General features: G+C 35.6%; 21 protein-coding genes and 1 pseudogene. 9 read left to right on the top strand and 13 right to left on the bottom strand.

The genetic code is table 11. The features are described from left to right. Positions 1 to 7: 7 nt before the first annotated feature. The 3 genes from QW128_02255 to QW128_02265 form a co-directional block, all read right to left on the bottom strand. Positions 8 to 1,459: a menaquinone biosynthesis decarboxylase gene (locus QW128_02255; protein ID MEM3832409.1), complete on the bottom strand. Its 1,452-nt coding sequence runs from the start codon at positions 1,457 to 1,459 to the stop codon at positions 8 to 10. A gap of 231 nt (positions 1,460 to 1,690) precedes the next feature. Further along, positions 1,691 to 2,839 (bottom strand): transposase, encoded by a 1,149-nt coding sequence (locus tag QW128_02260; protein MEM3832410.1) that lies wholly within the window; start codon positions 2,837 to 2,839, stop codon positions 1,691 to 1,693. Beyond that, on the bottom strand, positions 2,821 to 2,946 hold the full coding sequence (locus tag QW128_02265) for an antitoxin VapB family protein (protein ID MEM3832411.1): 126 nt from the start codon (positions 2,944 to 2,946) through the stop codon (positions 2,821 to 2,823). Before QW128_02265 ends, QW128_02260 begins: the two co-directional genes overlap by 19 nt. A gap of 230 nt (positions 2,947 to 3,176) precedes the next feature. On the opposite strand from QW128_02265, the gene QW128_02270 reads away from it, so the two are divergent. Together QW128_02270 and QW128_02275 are read left to right on the top strand one after the other, a co-directional pair. Continuing rightward, positions 3,177 to 4,334, top strand: coding sequence for a nucleotide sugar dehydrogenase (locus QW128_02270; GenBank protein ID MEM3832412.1), 1,158 nt, complete (start codon positions 3,177 to 3,179; stop codon positions 4,332 to 4,334). Between the two features lie 559 nt (positions 4,335 to 4,893). Next, entirely contained in the window at positions 4,894 to 5,568 is a 675-nt protein-coding gene (locus QW128_02275; GenBank protein MEM3832413.1) for a metal-dependent hydrolase, read from the top strand. A 407-nt stretch (positions 5,569 to 5,975) separates the two neighbouring features. On the opposite strand, the gene QW128_02280 is transcribed toward QW128_02275, so the two are convergent. Together QW128_02280 and hypF are read right to left on the bottom strand one after the other, a co-directional pair. Next, a complete protein-coding gene (locus QW128_02280) occupies positions 5,976 to 6,983 on the bottom strand; it encodes a transposase (GenBank protein MEM3832414.1) in 1,008 nt (335 codons plus the stop codon). 299 nt (positions 6,984 to 7,282) lie between these two features. Then, positions 7,283 to 9,505 (bottom strand): carbamoyltransferase HypF, encoded by a 2,223-nt coding sequence (gene hypF / locus QW128_02285; protein MEM3832415.1) that lies wholly within the window; start codon positions 9,503 to 9,505, stop codon positions 7,283 to 7,285. Between the two features lie 1,167 nt (positions 9,506 to 10,672). Here hypF and QW128_02290 point away from each other — a divergent pair. Continuing rightward, positions 10,673 to 11,011: a thiamine pyrophosphate-binding protein gene (locus tag QW128_02290; protein ID MEM3832416.1), complete on the top strand. Its 339-nt coding sequence runs from the start codon at positions 10,673 to 10,675 to the stop codon at positions 11,009 to 11,011. Here the strand turns inward: QW128_02290 and QW128_02295 are convergent. Beyond that, positions 11,008 to 12,195, bottom strand: coding sequence for a zinc ribbon domain-containing protein (locus QW128_02295; protein ID MEM3832417.1), 1,188 nt, complete (start codon positions 12,193 to 12,195; stop codon positions 11,008 to 11,010). The genes QW128_02290 and QW128_02295 overlap by 4 nt on opposite strands. A 49-nt stretch (positions 12,196 to 12,244) precedes the next feature. Beyond that, positions 12,245 to 12,436: pseudogene (locus tag QW128_02300) on the bottom strand (helix-turn-helix domain-containing protein). Between the two features lie 105 nt (positions 12,437 to 12,541). Here QW128_02300 and QW128_02305 point away from each other — a divergent pair. Then, a complete protein-coding gene (locus QW128_02305) occupies positions 12,542 to 12,844 on the top strand; it encodes a thiamine pyrophosphate-dependent enzyme (protein MEM3832418.1) in 303 nt (100 codons plus the stop codon). A 24-nt stretch (positions 12,845 to 12,868) separates the two neighbouring features. Here the strand turns inward: QW128_02305 and QW128_02310 are convergent, their stop codons facing one another. The 5 genes from QW128_02310 to QW128_02330 form a co-directional block, all read right to left on the bottom strand. Continuing rightward, entirely contained in the window at positions 12,869 to 13,144 is a 276-nt protein-coding gene (locus QW128_02310; protein ID MEM3832419.1) for a hypothetical protein, read from the bottom strand. A 152-nt stretch (positions 13,145 to 13,296) separates the two neighbouring features. Then, positions 13,297 to 13,725 (bottom strand): SCP2 sterol-binding domain-containing protein, encoded by a 429-nt coding sequence (locus tag QW128_02315; protein MEM3832420.1) that lies wholly within the window; start codon positions 13,723 to 13,725, stop codon positions 13,297 to 13,299. 1 nt (position 13,726) lies between these two features. Beyond that, on the bottom strand, positions 13,727 to 14,749 hold the full coding sequence (locus QW128_02320; protein ID MEM3832421.1) for an alcohol dehydrogenase catalytic domain-containing protein: 1,023 nt from the start codon (positions 14,747 to 14,749) through the stop codon (positions 13,727 to 13,729). A gap of 106 nt (positions 14,750 to 14,855) precedes the next feature. After that, positions 14,856 to 16,916, bottom strand: coding sequence for a dehydrogenase E1 component subunit alpha/beta (locus QW128_02325; protein ID MEM3832422.1), 2,061 nt, complete (start codon positions 16,914 to 16,916; stop codon positions 14,856 to 14,858). A gap of 196 nt (positions 16,917 to 17,112) precedes the next feature. Next, a complete protein-coding gene (locus QW128_02330; protein ID MEM3832423.1) occupies positions 17,113 to 17,862 on the bottom strand; it encodes a hypothetical protein in 750 nt (249 codons plus the stop codon). A 207-nt stretch (positions 17,863 to 18,069) separates the two neighbouring features. Between QW128_02330 and QW128_02335 the strand changes: the two genes are divergently transcribed. From QW128_02335 to QW128_02355, 5 genes are all read left to right on the top strand, one after another. Continuing rightward, positions 18,070 to 18,606, top strand: coding sequence for a hypothetical protein (locus tag QW128_02335; protein ID MEM3832424.1), 537 nt, complete (start codon positions 18,070 to 18,072; stop codon positions 18,604 to 18,606). A gap of 10 nt (positions 18,607 to 18,616) precedes the next feature. Further along, positions 18,617 to 18,895 (top strand): winged helix-turn-helix domain-containing protein, encoded by a 279-nt coding sequence (locus QW128_02340; protein ID MEM3832425.1) that lies wholly within the window; start codon positions 18,617 to 18,619, stop codon positions 18,893 to 18,895. A gap of 141 nt (positions 18,896 to 19,036) precedes the next feature. Then, positions 19,037 to 20,071 (top strand): zinc-binding dehydrogenase, encoded by a 1,035-nt coding sequence (locus tag QW128_02345; GenBank protein MEM3832426.1) that lies wholly within the window; start codon positions 19,037 to 19,039, stop codon positions 20,069 to 20,071. Beyond that, complete coding sequence (locus QW128_02350) at positions 20,072 to 20,695, top strand: CPBP family intramembrane glutamic endopeptidase (GenBank protein ID MEM3832427.1); 624 nt, start codon at positions 20,072 to 20,074, stop codon at positions 20,693 to 20,695. It begins immediately after the preceding gene. Positions 20,696 to 20,708: 13 nt separating this feature from the next. Then, complete coding sequence (locus QW128_02355) at positions 20,709 to 21,626, top strand: prenyltransferase (protein MEM3832428.1); 918 nt, start codon at positions 20,709 to 20,711, stop codon at positions 21,624 to 21,626. A gap of 32 nt (positions 21,627 to 21,658) precedes the next feature. Here QW128_02355 and QW128_02360 read toward each other — a convergent pair whose 3' ends face one another. Then, positions 21,659 to 23,632: a metallophosphoesterase gene (locus tag QW128_02360; protein MEM3832429.1), complete on the bottom strand. Its 1,974-nt coding sequence runs from the start codon at positions 23,630 to 23,632 to the stop codon at positions 21,659 to 21,661. Between the last annotated feature and the right edge of the window lie 480 nt (positions 23,633 to 24,112).

The raw sequence follows: 24,112 nt of genomic DNA on the forward strand, positions 1-24,112 counted from the left end.
ATATCACCTACTCTATACCATATTCTTTCCATCGTTCATTAACAAGTTTAACAGTTTCAACGTCAGGTTCAACAGGTTCAGGCCATACTTTTCCACATTCTTCTGGCAGTTTTTTGGTGGCATCTATTCCAATCTTACCACCGATTCCAATTATGGTGGACGCTGGATCTAAAACATCAGTGACAGCATTATTAACAATTATCACGTCCCTAGCTGGATCAACATTAGTGGCTAGACTATAAATTACCTGATTTATATCATGTACGTTCACATCATGATCAACAACAATTATCATTTTCGTAAGAGAAAACTGCCCAAGACCCCAAAGTCCCATTATGGTTTTACGTGCATGACCAGGATACCGCTTTTTGATAGAAACAATACTTAAACCTTGAAATAATCCATACTCGGGCAGATTTATATCCACAATTTCAGGTAATAGTACTCTAATGATCGGGAGGAACACACGTTCAATAGCTTTACCGATCCAAGCATCCTCTAAAGGTGGTTTTCCAACAACAGTGACATAATATATCGGATCGTATCTCATAGTTATGGTTTCTAGATGGAATACTGGATATTGTTCAGGTGGTGTATAATAACCCATATGATCTCCAAACGGGCCTTCCATAACTAACTCATTAGTACTGACATACCCTTCAAGAACGAGTTCAGCTCTTGCGGGAACCGGAATATCAGAGTTTTCGGAATCCACAACTTCTAAGCCCTCACCACGAACAATGCCAGCAAAAAGCAGCTTATCGATAGGATAAGGCACAGGTGCAACACCAGAAAACATAGTGCCAGGGTCAGCTCCGATAACAATTGACACATCAATCCTCTCTTTACCTAACTCCTTCATTTTCTGATAAGCTAATGCCCCTCTTTTATGGATTTGCCAATGCATCGCAGCCCTCTTGCTATCAAGAACTTGCATTCTGTAAACACCCATGTTATTAATACCAGTTTCAGGGTCTCTAGTTATAACTAAAGGATAAGTAATATACTTACCACCATCTTTAGGCCAAATTTTTGGTATTGGTAAAAGATCAAACATAGCTTTTTCACCATCAATCTTTACATCTTTAACAGGACCAGATCTAACTTTCTTTGGTAAATACTTAGAAAAAGACAAAAATTCAGGTAATGTCTTGAGTTTATCTAACATCCCCATTGGTAAAGGTTGCATTAGTGGTTCAAGGAAACGCTTACCTATAATTTCTAGATCATTAACATCAAGAGCTTTCTTAACCATTTCAATACTACCAAACATATTACCAGCTATCCTCCAATTGGGATAATCCTTAATGTTTTCAAATAAAAGCATAGGCCCTCTCTTATACATCACACGTCTTAAAATCTCAGCTAACTCTAAATTAAGATCAACGCTAACTTTCACATGTTTAAGCAACCCTTCCCTTTCAAAACTACTTAACAAATCTCTAAGATCTTTATACATAATTTTCATTAAAACTTAATAACATATAAGTGTTTCTGATATACTCCTTTCAAGCATCAAATCTGCAAACTGAGATCAAACTAACATCCTTGACGGTGTTTCAAGGAGTAAAATAAGGTTTTCAGTTAACTGAATTATGCAAAAACGATTAAAACAAAAACTTACCAGCATTGTCCAAGAAATTATTTAGAGATTTTTATTTAGAAAATTGCAGAAAATTGAACCAAAAGATTATGTGCGAATGTGAACTACCCCTCGCTTTCGCAAGGGGCTTCCTGCTTCAACGATGAGGCTTGCTGGTATTTCTACCAGTAGAGGCTTCATCTTAGCAGGCGTCTTAGGGCTGTCCCAACCCCGCATTTTTATTCTATTCGCCGATATCCAATCCCTATAGGGATTTTCATAGCTTAGCCCTTCAGATGTACCTCTCGGGCTCACCTTCACCACCCGAACACCGGCGCTTTCAGCCTTGTATTCGAGCAGTTGAAGGAATTTTCCCCAAGAAGTATCCAATATTTTTTGGGCTAAGTTGTGGTTTCTAACCATATTTTTTATGTTTAGTTTTTCAACACAAATAACGTCATAGTTATCCACGTAGAATCTTGAAAGCTTGTGTAGGAAGTCGTTTCTCTGGTTTACGAGTTTCTCATAGGTTTTGGCAAGCTTTATTTTTTGTTTTTCTCGATTCTTTGAACCTTTCTTTTTCCTTGAAAGCCAATGCTGAAGAACTCTTATCCTTCTAAGTGTTTTCTCATAGAATCTCGGATTCTCTATTTGCCTTCCGTCACTGTCCGTGAGAAAGTGTTTTACTCCGACATCAATACCTACAACATTTTTAGGCTCTCTCTTGATAGATTCATTTTCCTTCTCTACGCATACGCAAGCAAACCATTTACCAGAACTATACTTTTTGATTACAACTTGCTTTATTTCTCCCTCAACTAATCTATGAGCCCTTATTGGAATATCCCCAATCTTTGACAAGCGTAAAATGTCAAACCTTTTTCCAGTCTTCACCAGTTTGAAGCCTGACTGGTTGTAGACGAACGTTTTATACCAACCTTTGCCCTTGAACCTCAACCGTCCAACTTTTTTGCCGTTCTTCTTTAGCTTTGACAATGTTTTTAGGTTTGAGTATAGCTGGTGGAGAACCATCTGCAAAACTTTTGAGTAGACCCTGTTCAACTCAGGTTTTTCCTTCTTCAGTTTAGGTAGCTGAGACTGAAGTTTAATTCTGCTTGGTATTTTATCCTTTCCATTCCATTGGGTTAAAAAGTAGTTATAGGTCTGTCTGCATATCTTCAGAGTTTCAAGTAACTTTTCTTCTTGGCTTTTGTTTGGGTAAAGCCTGAACTTGTAGGCTATTCGGATTTTTCCCATCTCTCAATCAACCTTTTTATCACATCTTCGTAAGTTTCCCTTGGATGAACCTTTAATCTATCAAGCTTCTCTTTCACTTCTTTAGACACGGCGATAGTAGATTTCATTATAATCCCTTATAATAGATTATAAAAGACTACATATAAACTTTTCAGCTTTCATCCCCACCCCTACGGATGGGGACTCCCCGCCGTCAAAGTTAAATATCATTCATTAAAGAAAATTAGTAGCAGGTAAATTTTAATAAAGATAGCTCTAAAACTCTTATGTTTAAAAAATCACAAAGTTTACTAACATTTATTTATGAACGATTACTGGCAAATATAAGGTGAATTAGATGAAAAAGCTAGCGGTCATCGGCGGCGGTTTTGTCGGAATGAACGTTGCTGTATTGGGAGCAAAACATGAGTTAGAAGTGACAGTGATCGATATAAACCCAAGAGTAGTTGACCAGATTAATAAAGGAATACCTCATATAAGAGAAAAATTCATACTTGAGAACTGGGAGAAAACGAAGAATAAAATATCGGCAACAACAGATTATTTAGCAATCAAGAATGTTGATTACATAATAATAGCAGTGCAAACATTAAAGAATGATGACTTAGATTTCACACCATTAATTAGTGTAGTTAACGAACTAGCAAAGCATTTACAACCATATACATTAATTTCCTCAGAGGTTACAATATTTCCTGCAGGAACAGAAAGATTAATAGTAAATCCCATTAAGGAAAAAACAGGTTTACAACCTGATAAAGAATTGTTAGTAGTACATGCACCAGAGCGCCTCAATCCAGACGATACTGTGCATAACATAGAAACAATACCAAGGATACTTGGTGGTATAGGACCGAACAGCACAAATCAAGGGTTTAAGTTATATGCGAAAACATTAAAGCTACAAGTAACGGTAGTAGATAATATAGAAATTGCAGAAGCAGCAAAATTATTAGAAAATGCTTTTCGGCTCATAAATATATCATTCATAAACGAGTTAAAGCAAGGATTTGATAAATTAGGAATAGACATAAGAAAAGTTATTAATGCAGCAGCAACAAAGCCCTTTGGTTATATGCCGTTTTATCCAAGCCCATATGCGGGTGGATCATGCATACCGAAAGATAGCTTACTCTTATTAAAAGAGATAAACTCCCAAATGCTAAGATATGCAATAGAGATAAACGAAAAACAACCAGAATACTACGTACAAAAAATAATACAAATCATAAAATCACAAAACGCTAAGAAAATACTATTTTACAGATATGGGTTTAAACCAAACTCAAAATACGCGATAAATAGCCCAATACTGAAAATTATACACACATTAAAAAACGTAAGCAATTATGAAATAAGAAAGTACGATCCACAAATATCGGAATACAATGATTTTACAAGCGAAATAGAAGCAATAAATTGGGCAGATATCATATTTACATGGGGTGATAAACCGAACACACAAAAACAAACATATTCAATAGAAAAATTATAGACAACGATTAATATCTCCGTTAAATGACGTGAAAATTTTATAAAAAAGGTGCTCAGAAAACCCACGTGCCTCAACTGTGGAATGAATGAACAAATTATCAAGACATGTGTATGTTTATACACGTTCTCCTGTGAGAGAACATCTCATTAAAATCTTAGTGTTTAAAATTTTTAAGAATGGGATGAGTGAGTGGTGAGCTCTCCGAACCAGAAGATGTGGTAAAGCTTAAAGCTCCAGGCGAACACTAGAAACTCCTCTCCTCAGTCATGGAGCATCTCACTGATAAGATAATGAAAAGCATTAACTTTTTAACATATCAAAACTATATAGTACTAGCGATGATGAAGATAAAAGAAAAATGATGCGTGATTAAAGGTTCCCGGTCTGAGCCATCTAATTGTTTAATACAACATCATTTTGGCTTGACTCTGGCTCTCATCCTAAAGGATAAAGTTTGTTGTCAAATTACTTTATTACTTTATATTTCTCTTGTATATATTCATGTTTCTAAGAAAAGTTTTTATTTTCTGAGTTACTTCTATTGGGTAAGGTGTGTATTATGGGTTATGTGCGTTGGTATGGTCACGCATCCTTTGAATTATCATTGGATTCAAAGAAAATATTAATTGATCCATGGGTTTCAAATCCGCTTTCCCCGGTAAAAGTTAAGGATATAGAATCAGTTGATTTAATAGTGATAACTCACGCCCATGATGATCACGTTGGTGACGTTTTGGAAATTTTAGAAAGAAATCCATCCGCTAAAGTTGTCTCAGTTTTTGAAATTGCTAATCATTTGTCTAATAAAGGTGCTAAGGGTGAGATGATTGGTGGTAATATTGGTGGACCAATTATTGTTAGCAATATTAAAATAGTGTTAGTCCCGGCCACTCACAGTTCTTCTGTCGGAGTCCCCACAGGTGCTGTGATTATTGGAAATGAGGCTACAATATATCATGCTGGTGATACAGGCTTAACTGCTGAAATGAGCTTTATTGGCGAGCTTTATAAACCAAAAATTGCTTTGCTTCCTATTGGGGGACATTTTACAATGGGTCCTATTGAAGCGGCCAAAGCTGTTGAATTAATAAAACCTGAAGTCGTAATACCTATGCATTACGGTACCTTCCCGGTTTTGTGGGGTAAACCTGAAGATTTCAAGAAATATGTTGAGGATCGAAGACTTACAACCAAAGTTGTAATACTTAAACCTGGTAACGAATACCATTTTTAAATTTTGCTAATAACTTTTAGAAACCTAGTTAAACTATTTTATTCTTTTGTGTTAGAACGAGGACCTTGTAAATTTTAATTTGATTATGATGTTAAAAAATACATACCCTAAGCATGCTTTTAATTTTTAATAACAATGACAGAAATCAGACATTTAAAAATGGAAGCAGATATTTGATAGCTTACTATTTAGGACGTAGCCGGTCAGAATATGTACAAACTTCGAAAGGAAGTATTAAATCTATTACAACTTTATTTAGTTCGCTCACTGGTATTATGCGAATCGTTCCTGAAAATATAAAGGAAGAAACTGTTATGATTGTTTGATTTGACACTCTCCGCGGCTGAAGCCGGGAGATTCTCGGTTCCTCAGGCTTAAGCCTTCATCATACCGAGTTCTGGGCTGTGTCAAACCAGCCCCTGCCATGGACATGTAGTCCATAGCCCGCTTAAGGATGTTCGTTGCCCCATTATAGTCTGCGTTGCATTGGATTCCGCAGTTTGGGCATTTGAAGAGGCCTCCGACTCGAAGCCCCCTAGTCCACATCTGTGACATGTTTTGGACGTGTTTCTTTCGCTTATCTTAACGACTTTGATTCCGCGCCATCTCGCCTTATACTCTATGAATTGGCTCAGCCTATAATATGGGAATCCGTTGTTGAGCTTTCTTTTGAAGGTCCTACCTCTGCCGTTTCGTCTTATGCCCTTGAGTTTTCCAAGAACTATCATGGAGTCGTTCGCCAAAGCTTCGTTTACTATGGCTCTGCTAATCTTATGCAGGATATCGCTAACCACTCTTCTCTCTTTACGCCCAATCTTCTTTATGGTTCTGTAGGCCCTCTTTAAAGCTAAAGACCTTCTAAGGTAGAAGAAGTGTCCCTTAACCCTCCTAAGCTCTCTCCCATAAAATTTTGGTTTTGGATTGCTTGAGTTGACTGTTGTGGCTATCCATCGTATCCCCATATCAACTGCTAGAGCTGATTTAGGGTTTCTCTCCTCCACTTCTTTTTCAACAGTTATGTGGACGAACCACTCACCTTTTCGCCTAACGATTTTAGCTTCTTTGCAAATCATGTCATCAGTTATTGGTTCATGGGTCTTTATAGGGACGTTTATTCCGTCTCTAACCCCATAAATTGGAATCTTGAGCCAATAAGGCGTCAACTTAGTGTCTGCTCTGTACACGTCCCTTCTAAGGATTAGCGGATATTCCTTTCCTTCCTTTGGCTTGCCAATCCGCCTCAGAAGTCTATCGGCTTGCTGCTTTGTAGCGGAATAAAGCGGAACAGACTTGTCTCCATGAAGGTATCTCTGAAAGTTCTCGTATTCACGCTTGAGAAGTTCTGCTTTACCCCTGCGTAGTTCAAGAACCTTTGCCTTAATGGTTTTCTTAGCCTTCATGAGCGACTCGCTCAAGAAAACATTGTTTAAGCGTTTATTTAAGCCTATCGACGATTCATCCCAGAACTAAAGTTCTGGGCTTTCTTGTCGCATTTTTGTAAAATATATTAGTTACAAAGTTATTGTCGATCTAAACCCATTTTGTTAAAGGATGTTGGGAGAGCACTCTTACAAGAATAAAAGAAAGGGATGTTCAATGTGCTGTTAGACAAAATTTTGCTAATTATTTTAAAGCGTATCTTAAGTGTATGAAAAATAATTTTGAATATATACCACAAGTGTGATATACTACAAAGAATTATTAAAATGATATATTATTCACGAAGGCTTAAATAATATGCTTGTCCTAATGCTATTCCTCCGTCACCTGCTGGTATTCGTCTAGGTGTGAGAATTGGTATTCCTTCTGAATTATCCATTATTCCTTTGAGAATGTATTCGTTTACTGCAGCGCCTCCTGAGACAAATACTACTTGTGGGTTAAGTTTAAGTGCTGCTTTTATTAGGGCTTCTCCTAACCTATATTGGATTGTGAGAGCTGTATCATTAATTCTCGCATTGTTATCAAGAAGCCATTTAAATATTTCTGTAGTATCTATTTCAATGCTTTTGACTGGTATTTCCATATCAAGTATTTTGCCTCCTCTTGCACTAGCTTCGAGTTTCATTGCTGGTTCGCCTTCATAACTTCTGTATTTACATATTCCCAAATAAGCAGAAGCAGCATCGAGAACACGTCCAGTACTAGATGTCATAAGATTGGGTTTTTTGCTCATTTTTTCTAGAATTAAGAACTCTTCATTTCTCAATTTAACGATTTTCTTTATCTCATCCCATTTCATAAATGTTGAAAGTATTAGCGCCAGCATTCTTTCCGGTCTAAGAGCATTTATGTCTCCCCCAACGTAAGGAACATATTTAAGGTGATATTCTCTAAAGTACTTTATTCCAGAGAACCTTATTATTTCACCACCCCATCCGTTACCGTCGTCACCATAACCTATACCGTCTATAGCTATGCCAACTCCTTCATCGTATCCATAATCAGCTGCAACGCTTAATACGTGAGCAAAATGATGCTGAACTTGAATAAAATCAGCTGAAAATTTTTCAGCAAATTTCATCGCAAGTATAGTACTTTGATATGTTGGATTTTTGTCTGCTAGAATAGCTCCTGGTTTTAAGGAATATGTTTTTATAAAGAAATTTAGGTATTTCTCTAACTCATATAAAGTTTCTAATTTGTCAGTATCTCCTATAAATTGTGTCATTACTATTTTATCATCAAAAGCCACAGCGCCAGCATTCTGAAGCTCTGCACCTACAGCAATGATAGGGTATTTTAATCTTCTTCTTATTTTTATCCACATCGGCGCATAACCTCTTCCTCTTCTTAGTAACATAATTTTGCCAGAAGAAACTCTTACAACACTATCATCAACTCTGTTCACTATTTTTCTATTATGATAAAGCACATAATCTACAATATTCCTAAGATGTTCTCGTATACACTCCTCTGAAATACACATCGGGAATTCATGCCTATTTCCACTAGTCATTATGAGAACATGGTGTGGCATTTCATTAAGTAACAAATAATGTAATGGTGTATAGTAAAGAAAAAAACCCTCTCTATCTAACCCTGGGGACACATATTTGGACAAAGAAAAATCATCTCTTTTTTTAAGAAGAACAATAGGTCTTTCCGAGGAAATTAACAAATCTCTCTCAATTTCTGATATAACTGCATATTTTTTAATGGTATCCAGATCAAGAGCCATCACAGCAAAAGGTTGTGTTAATCTGTTCTTTCTTTTCCTAAGTTCTAAAACAGCATCATCATTTAATGGATCCACAGCAATATGAAAACCACCTATACCCTTAACTGCCACTATCTTACCTTCTTTAATTAATTTTGCTGCAGTAATTATCGGATCACCATTAACTTCCTCACCATCAACAGTTTCAAGGAAAAGCTTTGGACCACATCTAGGACAACTAATACCTTGAGCATCAAACCTTCTTTCATTCCCTGAATCATAATATTCAGTTAAACAATCATCACATAATGGAAAATCATTCATTGATGTATTTTCTCTATCATAGGGTATCTCATAGATCATAGAAAATCTTGGACCACAATGAACACAACTATTAAAAGGATATTCATGCCTCCTATTACTCGGATCAAGGACTTCCTGCATGCATTCATCACAAACTGCTATATCCGGAGGTATTTGACTGGCCTCCATTATAACATTACCGCTCTTAAGTATCTTGAAATCATGAAAATCTTCAATATTCGTTTCCTCAACTTTTATACTCTCTACTTTAGCAGGATAAGGAAGTTTAAGGAAAAAGAGAGAAAAGAAACGAGAAACGGCATCTCGATTTCCTTGTATCCTAATTTCTACTTCACTCCCACCCAAATTCCTTACATAACCCTTCACATCACTTTTGACAGCAATCCTATAAACAAATGGCCTAAACCCAACACCCTGAACTAACCCTGTCACTAAAATCCTATACGAATCCATGACAAACTAATTATAAACACTTAATATTTATTCCTTATCCACAAAACATAATTAATACAAACAACTAGATAAACCCATAAATATAATAAGAATCATTAAATAATAATCAAAATAGTACTATAATGAGTTCTATAGACAGAAGTATTATTGTGTATTCCAATTTGTATAGCATTAAGTACAGAAATAGCTTTTAGTAAGAGAGTTATCCTTGATGTATCTTATAATACTAAATCCTAACACAGGGTTCTTAGTCTATAATAGCTTCGGTTATCGGGGACAGAAAGGATGGTTACAGGTTTTGTGAAACAGGTGCAAGAGCCCCTCAATGGGCTGTATTATTCGCGATTGCTAACAGTAGAAGAAGTACTTCAGTGTCTTCAACTGATTTCGGAACAGAAACATTAATTTATAATGCAGCTAGTAGTACCCACAGCATCTAACTATAGAGATATAACTTCAAGAAGCAATGGAAATTATGGTTCTGCATGTACGACAACAACTGGATACGATATTTGTTTCTGGTTTAGGCATTTTGCTAGCAAATAATTTAATACCCTATCTACAAACACATTAATTTTTTTATTTAATCAGGTATATTGCGAATTAAATCAAGAATTACATCTTTCTTAACTTTTGGTTTAAAATTTCTTCTGGAGAATATACTATGAGAATAAAACCATATTAGTAAGAGAACAAACAATTCTGGTAGTATAAAATACTATCACGCTCCTATACTTAAAGCTTCTGATATAAATGCATAACGTAATATGCTTTTCGGTTTATATCAGAAATGTTTTCAACTTCAAGGAAAATTAGAGTCGCTTGCAAGAATCTAGCATTTGATATGGCTAATTCTGTTTGCATGTACTACTGGCATTCAATTGGATAGTGTATTTATGGTGATTGGGATTGAAAACCTTTTCTATTTTAGCTAGTGATTAACCTCGGTACTATGATATATATCTATAAGTAGCACAATTGGTGTAATCTATTGGAAATATAAGCCTATCTCATGGAGTAAATCTACTATTTATTATTCATTGAATTATGCGATCACATAAAGCTTGAGAAATTCAGAACTTTTGGGATTCAGTGAAAAATTGAGGTTCATTGCTCATGATGAAGTTAATTATAAACCTTATATAGATTATATGTTCACTAAATATTATGGTGAAAATGGCAAGATTGTCTGGAGGAGAAGTTTTAAAGCGTTGTCTTCTTCAAGAAAACATAGAATATGTGTTTGGAGTACCTGGAGATCAACTTTACCCCTTTTTGGATGCTCTATACGAAGATGACAAGATTAAATTTATCACCACTCATCATGAATCTGCAGCGGCACATGCGGCTGACGCTTGGGCACGTTTGACTGGGAAGCCTGGTGTAGTTGCTGCTACCGTAGGTCCTGGCGCAGCAAACTTAATCGGAGGTGTTTATCCTGCATTTGCAGAAGGAATACCTATGATAATAATTACCGCACAAAATCAAACATGGGTTCTGAACTAAATATGGATATGTATGGATTCCATACTTAGTTCTTGAGCCTCATCCCTCTTGTCCTCCTCTGGGTTCATTGGAGGGCTCATCGAGCTCTGCTCCCTTCGGGGTGAACCCATGAATCCCCACATCCTAAGGAACGTTTTCCAAATGTTTATTGATGCATTCTTCTGCCTATCGATTATAAAACCGCACCTAGGGCACTTGAAGACCCCTCCTCTTAGGTCTTTATTATAATACCCGCATTTGGAGCAGGTCTTCGAGGTGCCCTTCGCATTCACATATATGGTAGCATAACCATTCCACGCAGATTTGTATTCCACGTACTTTTGCAGTTTGATGTAGTCGTGCTTGCTGTTCTGCCTGTTCATGCTCCTACTCTTCGTCCTAGCCACCCTCTCCTTGAACCCCCTCAGGTCCTCGAAGACGTTTGTCCTGCCTGAGAGCTGCTTGGCCAGCTTGTGCAGCGCGTCGTCAACCCTGTTCCTCTCCCTCGAGCGGTACTTCTCCAGGAGCCTCTTCCTCGTTTTTCCATGTAGCTTTTGGGTGACTCTTCTCTTCAGCTCGTAGATCCTGTGGATGGTGTAGATCTCCTTCAGGTCTATGGAACAGTGATCCCGGCCGTCGAAGCCGTCCAGGGATAGGAGGTTCGTGTCCCAGGCAATCGAATTTTCGACCTTCAGCCCCACCCTCTTCCTGACCGTCACCAGGAGCCTGTCCTGTTTGAGTATGAGTTCGCCGAGCTCCAATCCCCTTATCCTATCCCAGCACCACGTCTTCCTCAAATCTACGGTCACGCTTTCTTCGTAAGGTTTCACTGAAATCCTGAGAATTCCATCCCTGTAGCTGTAGAGGGTTTCCTTAACTCTAACGAACTTTCTCCTCAGTTCAGGCTTTCTTCTTCCAGCCCGCCCACGTAGATATCTTTTCCTCCACGATTCAAGCACGGAATAAGCCTGCTTTATCGCGGAGTCCACGTAATGCTTGGAGTAAAACCAACCTTTAAGGTACTTGTCCCTAAGCTCCTTCCTGAAGGTCTTGTCCTTCCTAGGAAACGGTATAAGCCTCTTACCCCTTCTTTCCCATGCTATGTTCCTCCATAAGTCATCCAAGATAGCGTTTAAGATGCGCATGTAGTCCTCTATGAGCTCACTTACCTCAAGGTTATGCGGTATCGAGTACGCTTTAACCAACAAGGTTCCTGACACCTTCAACAACCTCCCTATACTTATGGGACCTCATGCCTACGATAATTCTTTCCTCTCTTAAACCGAGGATTCGTTTTATTTCGCTCTCAGGGATCTTCTTGCGTCCTCCAAGTGTTCTAACACACCTAATCTTACCTTGTTTATCCCATTGCTGAATAGTCCAGGTGGTGACTCCAAGAAGCTTCTTCGCCTCCTTGATTGTATAGAGCTTTTCGGACATCAATATTCTCCTATATCTACCAATATTTAAACACATCTATTTTGAAACTGCTGAAAAAGGCGTCTTGGGTTGAAATTTGTATGTATAGTACTTAATGACAATGCGTAGGGAATGATTAAAGCTGGGCAAACATTATTTTATAAGAAACGATATGTAGGTGTTGATTTCAATGATACTAGATATGATAAAATTGCTGAAGCTATGGGTTGCTATGGTGAGCGAGTCATAGAACCTTCAGAAATTAGACAGGCTCTTGAAAGGGCAGTAAATTCTGGATTGCCAGCAGTATTGGATGTAAAAATTGATGGAAACATAATACCTCCCGACTTTGAATTATTAGCAGCTATTTGGTTAGAAGGCTGTGAAATACCTCCCAAGATTTCGAGTGAAGAAATTGTAATAGAAAAATCCTAACTTAAAAATAATTTATTTTTTTATTTAGATATTAGTTTTAAGAAATATGTGCCGTGATCTCCATAATATTATTGGAGCTGTTATTCCTAATGTCAAGGTGTATATGTTAATTAATGTTTCAAATTGCATTTCAATGCTTGAGGATAGTAATTCGTAAAGGTTATTTTGTATATTAAATGTTATATCCATGAGTGCTAAAAATACTAGTGCACTAGATGCAAGGAGAGCAAATATGAATCCCCAAATTTTTCTTTTGAGAATCCCAATACCCGCAATTAATGATGAAAACGCCATGTACATATCAGCAGGTATGAATGCCTGTTCAAATTTTATATACCATTCTTTTTCTATAACTTGTACAGTCCTGCTTGTGAGAAAGTTTATCCAATATGCTATCGTTACTAGACTCGTAAGTATAAAGAAAAAAGATAATATTTTTAAAGTATTAATGATTACTCACCTTTAAGATTATATCTTGAGTATTCTCCATGAAACTCTGTTGGTATTTTTCTTAAAATTTCGAGCCAGTATTCAGTTGCTTTTGATAACTTTAACAATTTCATTAAATTTCCTCTGACTTTAAGTTTTCTAGTTAAGAATGCTTTTGTAACACCTAAATTACCAAGTAGTATGTCAACCCAGACACCATATTTTCCAGATATTATAAAGTCTGTATTTTTCTCCCCAAGCCATATATTTGCTATTTTACCCTGTTCCACATTATATCCTAAAATAATGGTGTTATTAACACTCTTTTCAGGTTCTGCCTCAATAATGAATGTATAACTAGCGTTTTCTTCTTTGGCAAGTTCTAAATATTTTTGATCACTATTAGTTCTCTTTTTAACTTCCTCTAAATATTCTAAACTTCCGAACTCCATTCTATTCTCCTCCGGCGAGTTTTACTACTACTTTACCTTCTTTTGCAGGTCCTATTAAAACTTTAAATCCCTTTTCTAATAAATCTTCTAAAGAAATTATAGAGGTTATTATTTTATTTGCTGTAATATGATTATTAGCAAGCCATTCTATGGCTTTAGGATATTCATTAAATCCGCCGTATGATCCTTTAATAGTGAGCTCATTCACTACTAGGGTAAAGAAGTCTGACATCACAGGTTCTTCAGTTATACCAATTACAATAATCTCGCCTCCTTTTTTTACTAGCGTGAAATTTGCTTCTAGTGTTGATGGTGCTCCGGTAGTATCAAATACTATGTCTACACCTTCACCTTTTGTTTCTTTTTCAATGATAGCTGGTAGATTTTCTTTAGTAGGATCAATTACTGTATCAGCACCTAATTCCATGGCTAAGATCTTTCTCTTTTCGCTTATCTCTGTAATGAAAATTTCTCCAGCTCCTGATCTTTTTAACACCTCTAGTGTTACCAACCCTATTGGGCCAGCTCCTTGAATTAGGATTGAATTTCCAGGTTTAAATCCTGATAAATTAACTGCATGCAGTACATTAGATAAAGGATCAACCAGAGTAGCATGTAATAATGACAATTGATCTGGAAGTTTATACACAATGTGCTCAGGAAGTTTAACATATTCTGCTAACGCGCCATTTATAGTTATTCCAGTCATTTGTAGATCATCACATAGTGAAGGTTTACCTGATAAACAATATTTGCATCGGCCACATGGTATATAACCATTTGCTGTTACACGGTCTCCCTTTCTAAACCTTTTAACATCAACACCAACCTCCTCAACAATACCAGAAAATTCATGACCAATAATGAGCCCACTAACATAATTTCCTGTTTTAAACGCGGTAACGTCAGATCCACAAATTCCGCAATATGCAACTTTTATAAGAACTTCATTGGATTCTATTTCTGGTATTTCAACATCTTCAATCCTAATATCCTCTTTACCATAAAAAATTGCAGCTTTCATAGTATTCATAGGTTCTTAAATATTTATAAAGTTTTTCATAAATTGAATAGAATCTCTCCATTTTATACAAGATTATTTCATAAGTTACATTATGACTGTGCGTCTTTCATTTAAATATCATCTTTACTTTCTTAACAATTCTGTTCACGTCTGGTAAGATCTCTTTTTCTAATGGCTCAGAGAAAGGTATTGGAACATTTGGATTTGCAATTCGCATTATTGGAGCTTTTAGTTTATCATATAATTCTGGACTTTCAGCTATTATTGCTGAAATTTCTCCAGATAACCCATATGAAAGATAGTCCTCATCAACTATCAACACCCTTTTTGTTTTCTTAACTGATTCTAAAATAGTTTTTACATCAAGTGGTACTAAACTTCTTAAATCTATAACTTCTACGCTAATACCTTCGTTAGCGAGCTCGTTTGCAGCTTCAAGGGCTAAATGAACAGTATACGCAATACCTATAATTGTAATATCTGTACCTTCACGTGCGATTTTTGCTTTTCCAAGAGGTATCATATAAGGTTCTTCTGGCACATGAGTGAAAGATCCAGGTGGTAAAAAAGGAACACCATAAAGTAATTTATGCTCTAAAAATATGACTGGATTGTTACTTCTAATTGATGAGATTAGCATTCCTTTTGCATCAAAAGGATTCGACGGTGCTACAACATATAATCCTGGAATGTGCGCAAATACTGAGTATAAGACCTGAGAATGCTGTGCAGCATCACCGTAACCTCCCCCAATAGGTGCTCTTATCACCATAGGGATTTTTAATTGACCACCTGACATATATCTCAATTTAGCTAAGTGATTTAATATCTGATCCATTGCTACTAACGAAAAATCAACCATTTGCAGTTCAACAATAGGTCGTAAACCTGCAATAGCAGCACCAATTCCTAATCCCACAAATGCACTTTCGCTAATTGGAGTATCAAGAACTCTATTAGATCCAAATCTTTCCAAAAGATTTTGCGTGCACCAAAAAGCTCCGCCAAGCACACCAACATCCTCTCCTAGTAATATTACCCTATCATCCCTCATCATCTCTTCTTTTATTGCTTCATTTATTGCTTCATACATTCCCAACTGTCTTTTACCTTCTCTGGCATTATACTCATCTAATGTTCTTTCCTCAACATAAATATCGGTATAGGCACTATCGGCTGCTGGGAATGGAGATTCTATTGCAAAATTTATAGCATTTTTTATATGTCTTTGAATGCCCTCTTTTATAGTTTTCAACTCTTCATCGGTGGCTATTTTTTCATTTAATATTTTATTTTCGAGTTTTAATATTGGATCATTGCTAGCCCATATTCTTTTCTCTTCATCATTTCTATAAACCTCGCTATCAACGAGCTCAACATGTGGGCGCAAACGGTATGTTCTAACTTCTAATAATACGGGCTTCTTTTCATTTCTGACATAACTAATAACCTTTTTTGCAATAGCTTTTACTTGTAAAACATCATTACCATCTAATATTTCATAGTTTTTTATATTATAAGCAATCCCCCGCTGAGCATTATATTCAACAGAAGTGCTTTTTTCTTTTGCTAAGCTGAAACCATATTTATTATCTTCAACAACAAATATTATTGGTAAGCTCCATAAGCTTGCTAAATTTAAAGTTTCGTGAAAAACTCCTTGATTAGAAGCACCATCTCCTAAAAATACTACAGTAATAGAATCGCCTCCTAAATACTTAGATGCAAACGCTAATCCTGCACCGATGGGAATACCACCCCCCACAATTCCAGTTGTCAAAACTTTTTTACTTATATCGATTAAATGCATGTGTCCACCTTTACCTCTACATAATCCAGCTTCTTTTCCATAAATTTCAGCCACAATAAGTTTTGGATCAACACCCTTACTTAACACATGACCATGACTTCTATGAGTGCTAACTAAGTAATCAATATCTCTAAGTTCCGATACTATTCCTACTGCAACAGCTTCCTGACCAATAACTAGATGAAGTTCTCCTCTTATTTCTAAGTTTTCATAATGTCTTAAGAGCTCCTCTTCAAAAACCCTTATCATAACCATTTTTTTATAAAGATCCATTATCTCATCTTTTGAGAATTCAAATGTTCCAGTCTCTTCAATTAATTTCGGTTCAAAACTTAAAAACTTAAAACCTACCTTCATTTACTTAAACTGTAACGTTCAAAAGTATTTAAGCTTATTTGATTCTTATTTTCTCTTTTTATTCTTTTATCTTTTCATGAATGACTAAGGTGTAATAACTTTGTATAAATTTGGTAAAAGAGCTTAAAGATACATTTAAAACACCTGATTTTACTCGTTTTGATATAAAAAAAGTGTTTTATGTTTAAAAATCATTTTATTTTACGATTATTGTTCCGTACATGCCTGCCATTGCGTGTTGTGGAACAGCGCATATGTAATAGTAAGTTCCTGGTGTCGATGCTACAGTTTCTATGATCCATATTGGATAGAGATTATTCTGCGCTGGTGGTAATCCCATCATTGGCATTGGTGTAGTGGCTCCTGGAAACGCTAGGTAAGTGTGCATCATATGTATTTGTTGTGGATACGGTGGTGGCATTGTTACTATTGAAAAACTGTGTGGCATGTCTTCGTCAATATTTACGACTATTATTCTAAGCTTTGTTCCTTGGTTTATGATTATTGTTGGGTTTATTAATCCATAGATTTCAAATGAATACATGTGTTCTTCGGGGCCTGCCAGTACTAAGATCTCTGCATTACGTGAGTTTATTATTATCGTATTGTTTTCTTTGATTACCGTGATATAATCTGGAATCTTCGATTTTAGTGTATTAAGCTGGTCTTGGGTGATAGTTCTAAACATGTTTTGTTTTCCACATTGTGCATACATTCCTTGCATCATTCCCATTCCTTGCATCATTCTCTGCATGTTATTATAACTTTGTGGATATATTGAATTAGGGGGTTGCGTTGATCCTATCCATTGTTGATTACATACTTGCATCATTTCTTGTAGATTGGAGGGATTATATGGTGTACCATATTGTTGTGCCATTATGAATATTGGTACCACTAATGCTGCAACTACTAGTGCGAGACCAATCATCAATGCAGTCTTCATTTCCTTTCACCAAGTTATTCTAGATATTATTTTATATTTAAATACAGTTCACAGAGTGTATAGACTAGGTGTACATGTTAATTTATTGTGAGCATACTGCATTAAAAACAAACTTAAATAACACCTGTGTATATAATGAATACATGAACAAAAATACAATACATCATCATAACACGATTATAAATTGCACGAACAGAGGTGAATGTAATGATTGACGTTGTTGGTTTATTAACGATTATTTTGGAAGGTTTGGCTTTTTTCATAGCGTTGTTAATTGGTGCTAGATTTTTGAAAATTTATTGGACCGTGCCTGATGAACAGTTAGGCTTTCTTGGTATGGGCTTTATGTTAGTATCATTATCTTCATTTATATTTGCGTTAATACCATTAGTTGAAGAACCATTCTGGTTAATATATTTCTACCTAGCTGCAGCTCTCATGGATGCTTTTGGTTATATGATGATGGCTTTTTCGTATTTCTATAAGGGAATTAGTAAGAAATTTTACCAAATAATTCCGTTTGCTTTAGGTGCGCACTCGATTTCCCTATTTGCACTTGCAATATTATCTTATCATACACTACAACGTAAAAGTATCTTCACAGGTATTGGATTTATGATCCTTTTGGTTCAACATATAATGGATTTAAGTGGATTTTTACAATCATCACCAGATTTTCTTGTACTTTCAGAAATATTAAGGCCGTATGGACTACTGTTACTGTTAATTGGCTTACGAGAATGAGGGAAAGTAAATGCGAAAACAGTTAAGAAGTAGAGTTGGAATTGTAAGAGACGTGCTGAAGACTATTAACGAAGAAGGAAAGACCCCTATTACGAGAATTATGTATGGTTCTAGATTGCCTTATGATCGTCTCATCACAATGCTGGATTATCTGGTTAAAAAGGGATTAGTGAAAAAAATTGAGGATAATGAAAAAAAATATTATATACTAACAGAAAAAGGCATGAAATTATTAGATGAAATAGAACGGTTGCAAAAAATTTTAGATAAATTTGGTCTCGAAATATAACTTGTAGGTTAATTCTTTTGTCAATTTCCTTTTGATATGGCTAGGAGATTCTTATAATTATTTATTAGAGATGAGACATCATATTACTATTATACAGTGGTAATATTTATATACCAGGTCATTACTTTTTTTATGATAAATATGAAAGCCATCATTATCAGACGTCATGGTGGGCCCGAAGTTCTTGAATTAGGAAACGTTGAAGACCCAGTTCCAAACAGAGGTGAAGCTCTTGTGAGTATTTTGTATACTTCTGTGAATAGGATTGATACGCTCGTTAGGAATGGTTATCCTGGTGTTTTTATAAAATTTCCACATATACTTGGTAGTGATGTAGTTGGGTGTGTTGAGAAGATTGGTGATGATGTTACTAATGTGTCTGTGGGTGATATTGTAATTGTTAATCCTGTGATCGGTTGTGGTTATTGCAGAGCATGTTTAAGGGGGTTAGAGAATATGTGTCCTAAATGGAGAATGATAGGATTTCAGGTTGATGGTAGTTATGCAGAATACATAAAAGTTCCAGCCAGATCTTTAATACGAGTCGAGTCTAATTTAGATCTTGAGAAGTTAGGAACCGTACCTCTGGCGCTGCTAACTAGTTGGAGATCATTGGTTACACTAGGAAGTATTAAGCGTGATGATGTAGTATTTATTTGGGGTGGTAGTGGTGGTGTTGGAACGTTTTCTATTCAAATAGCAAAGTTTTTTGGTGCACGTGTTATAACAGTCACAGGTAAAGGGTGGAAGATTCAAAAAATAAAGGCATTGGGGGCTGATCTTGTGCTTAATTATAATTCGAATGATTTAGTTAATAAAGTTAAGGAATTCACAAACTATGATGGCGTTGATATAGTTATAGATTCAATAGGCTCCACATTATCAAGATCACTAGATTTAGATATTGTCAAAGTAGGAGGTAAGATAATTACTTTTGGTGTTAGGGATTCCGATTTACTACCAATTAATTGGAGAAAGATTTATTTAAAACACATTGAAATTATCGGCACACATACTGGAAATATATGGGAACTCATGGACGCTCTTCAATTAATAAAAAAGGGATACATACAGCCCATAGTACATAAAACCTTTAATCTAGAAGAAATAGCTGAAGCCCATCGACTTCTGGAAAACGGTGAGGTTTTCGGAAAAATAGCGATAAAGGTGGATTAAATGGATCAAAAGAATATTTTGCGCATGCTATTGTTTGTTATTCCTTTAGCTGCATGGCCACTAGTTTTCGTAGTTCTAAAAAATATCTTCTTATATTCAATGGGCTTGTCAACAACATTTCTTGGATTAGTGACTATATTATTCTTTAAGAACGATTTAATGCATCTTTTAATTAACGGGCAAGATCAAAAATCTAAATTAAAATCCATCTTCGCTGGTGTAGTATCATCTTTTGTCCTCTATATAATTTTCTTATTGGGTGGTAAGGTTAGTTACTATCTTGGTTTTGAAAATTTAGTCTTAAGCATATATAGCATGATTTTGGATACAAATAGAATAACTTTGAGCGCTGTATTAGTGATAATAGGCATGATGGAAGAGATTTATTGGAGAGGATTTATTCAAGGTATATTCATCAACAACGTAGAATATCCTTGGATTCTATCATCAATATATTACTCAATGATACACATAGTCACTTTTAACTATGTACTGGTTATAGCAGCATTAATAGTAGGACTAATCACAGGGTACATAGCTTATCGATTTGGTATCATACCATCAATAATTGCGCATATCATTTGGTTAGAACTGATTATCATCATTTTTCCTGTCTTACCATAGGGAAGCGATAGCAATGCCAAGCTCTTTTAATAGTTTTTGGAAGCTCATTATCAATGTAATATACATAGCTAGACCTTGGAGTTTCTTAATGACTATTGCATCAGTAACAATAGGAGTTACTTATGTTTACTATGAATTTAACATCTTTAATCTAGCTATTTATCTAATTACCTTAATAGGTGCTATTTCATTGCATGCTTATACAAATGTGATAAACGATTATTTTGATACACTTTACGGTGTAGATAAACCTGGTGCTCCAACTACTAGGTACAGGCCACATCCCATAATATCAGGTATTTTCAAACCACATCATATTCTTAGAATATCAATAGCATACCTTTTCATAGCAGCATTGACAGGGCTTTCTTTATACTTTTTAGGAAGACCATTGATCTTATTTTTAGGCTTAATTGGTGCATTAATATCATTAGAGTATACTGGACCGCCATTAAAATACAAATACAAGGGATTGGGAGAACTGGCCGTCTTCATAGTATGGGGACCATTAATGTTTTTAGGTTCCAATTACGCACAAACAGGACTAATTCTTTTTAAACCAGTCTTAATCTCATTCCCGATAGGACTGCTCGTAGCAGCTGTATTGCTAATCGATGAAATAAGAGATTACGAATATGATAAATTTTCAAATATAAAGACATTACCAATCATTATAGGACAACAGAATGCATTGAAATTATACTACATATTAACAACATTACCATTTATTTTAGTTACATCGTTCGTTATTATTAATATTTTGAAAGTGTCATCACTTATAATTTTTTTGACGCTTCCAAAACTAATAGATCTCATAAAACATTTTTCAAAACAAATTCCGGATGTCGCCGCTCCACAAACATCAAAATTTACTTTATTCTTCGCTACTTTCTACACAATCGGAATAATTCTTAGTAAGATATTCATCTAATTGACATTTTATAAAAAAAAAGTTTAAGTAGATTATTTACGTCTAACAATTATAACAAATAATATTATTCCTATTACAACAGCTATTATCATAATAGTTAATGGATTAATGACACTAACTGGACTGGTTGTTGTTAAGGTCTTTGTGGTAGTTGTCGTAGTCGTAGTTGGTGTAGTTGTGGTAGTTACAATTGTTGTTGTAGTGGTTGTCGTAGTGAGTGTAATGCTGAAGTTTATAGGTAGAATTAATGTTGCAGTATGATCTGCCGCATCAATAATATTTATTGTGATATTAACAACAGTTCCAGGTGGAAATCCTGGCAATCTTATCTTATAGTATGGTTGTTCATATATTGATTCAATAATGTTTTTCTTATTTTGATATGAGTATTCTGCATATACTCTTAATATGCCCCAACCTGTGTCGGATGCTTGTATGTATACTGATGTCGGAGAATTAGGTTCTGGTTGAAGTGGTAATGTGTATACTATTTTTCCTGTTGGCACATCGGTATCTTCGTATGGTGCTAATGTTATTCTTATACCACTTTTCGATGGAATGCTCATTTTTATTGCATAATAGTTTAATCCTGCGATGCTTATACTGCTTAACAATGTTGCTGAGGCATGTGATCCATAAGAATTGGTGTACATTTTGTAGTTTGATAATGGAACACTGCTATTTGAATTAAGTATTATTATGGAATTCAGATTAACATATGGTAGAGTATTAGTAATGTTAACTGTTACTGCTTCATTACCATATACAAGTTTCGCATCCAAATATCCTTGCGCCCATGTTTTATCTATAGGAATGCTGTTTGGGTATTGCTCAATTTTTCCCCATGGAGGCATGAAAGGTACAGTAACTCGACCTTCCTGGTCTATATCAATTATTCTAAAACCATTATACTCAGGTCTTCCCTCTCCTGTTGTTGTAGTGGTTATAAACCAATGCAATGACTTTGTTACTGTTGAGTTTATTACAACAATCCTATCTGTGTGTACATGACCTGCTAAGATTAATGTAATGTTAAAATCTTCTATGGTTTTAAGAAGAGCCTTTGCAATATCGGGATTGGCAGCCCAGCTGTAATATAACATTGATGTTGAAATATTTGATAATGATGTACTTAAATAACCTTGCACCCCAGTACTGAATAAAGGATGATGCATAAGGAGTATTTTAACTTTATTGCTACCATGCAATGTTAATACTTGTTGCATCCATTGCAGTGTATTGTAGGATGTAACCCCATTTTCACCTGTATCTATTCCTATTACAAGGAATTTCCCTATGTTTGTAAAGTATTGGCGGGGTCCTACATAATTATCATAGGCCGCTGTCTTAGCATCATGATTTCCAGGTATCGCAAAAATCGGTAATGTAGGCGCGAATAATGAAATTTGTCTAAAAGTTAGTTCTTGCCAATCAGCTGCAGTATCACTATCATCTCCAGTTATGAATGCCACAGTCGAATTAAACATTTGAGCACTAATGATTCCAGTAGTAAAGAGACCTATTGCTTCAGGGACGCCTATATGGACATCAGTAAAGTGAGCTATACGTAGTTTATCAGGCCACTTATCAAGAAGCCACACACTTTTTTCTTGAACATATTTTAGAACAGAAGTGCCTAAATGAAAGATTATCTGAAGCGTATAAAGCCCAGGCATTGCAGTATTAGGCACATTTAAGCTTAAAGTCCACAAACCACTTGATGAATTATAATAAGTACTGATAACGTAAAATATCGTATTTAAAGATATTAACGTATTATTTACCAGTTTAATGCCATATCCTTGTGCCGTCCAATTCAATGCATTTTGAGGAGCGTTTACCGTGACATTAAATGTGGATCCAATTAAAGCAACTGCAGGTGATAGTGGTGTTGGAAATACTATTGCTCTGTTCGGAGGTAATAATGTTTGCTCATGAACAGGTACTTGTGTTATAAACATTAAATTTAAGATCATTAATATAATGATCCATGCAGATGCTTTCAATTGAGACACCTCAAGAGAATTTGTCATTTTATGAATAAATAGGTATCGTAGATAGTTTTCGCAGATCAATATAGTTTTATTAATAGCATAATTTCAACTGCTAATTTATAATCAACTAGCCAGAAAACCTAGAACTAAAGTTCTAGAATGATACAAGGTTTAAACATTCTGAGGAGAAAATAGTCTAAGAAAACGCAGTGTTTGCGATGATGTGGGTCAAATATGAGAGCGCATGTCTTAATGAGGATGGGATAGATGAGTAGTGAGCTCTCCGAACCAAAAGATGTAACAAGGCTTTAAAGCTCCAGGCGAACACCAGAAGCTCCCAACTTAGTGAGGAATATATCGCCGTTGTCAGCGTTTTCAAAATAGACATGTTTTATGTTGATCTCATATATTTGTATGATGTTTGAAACCTGTCCCATCTGCTCTGAAAGCCGTGGTCAACAGTTTTGGAATAGATAGGTTTAAATATTTGTT

It is taken from the genome of Thermoprotei archaeon (assembly GCA_038881895.1).
Classification (GTDB): Archaea; Thermoproteota; Thermoprotei; order Gearchaeales; family WAQG01; genus JAVZOV01.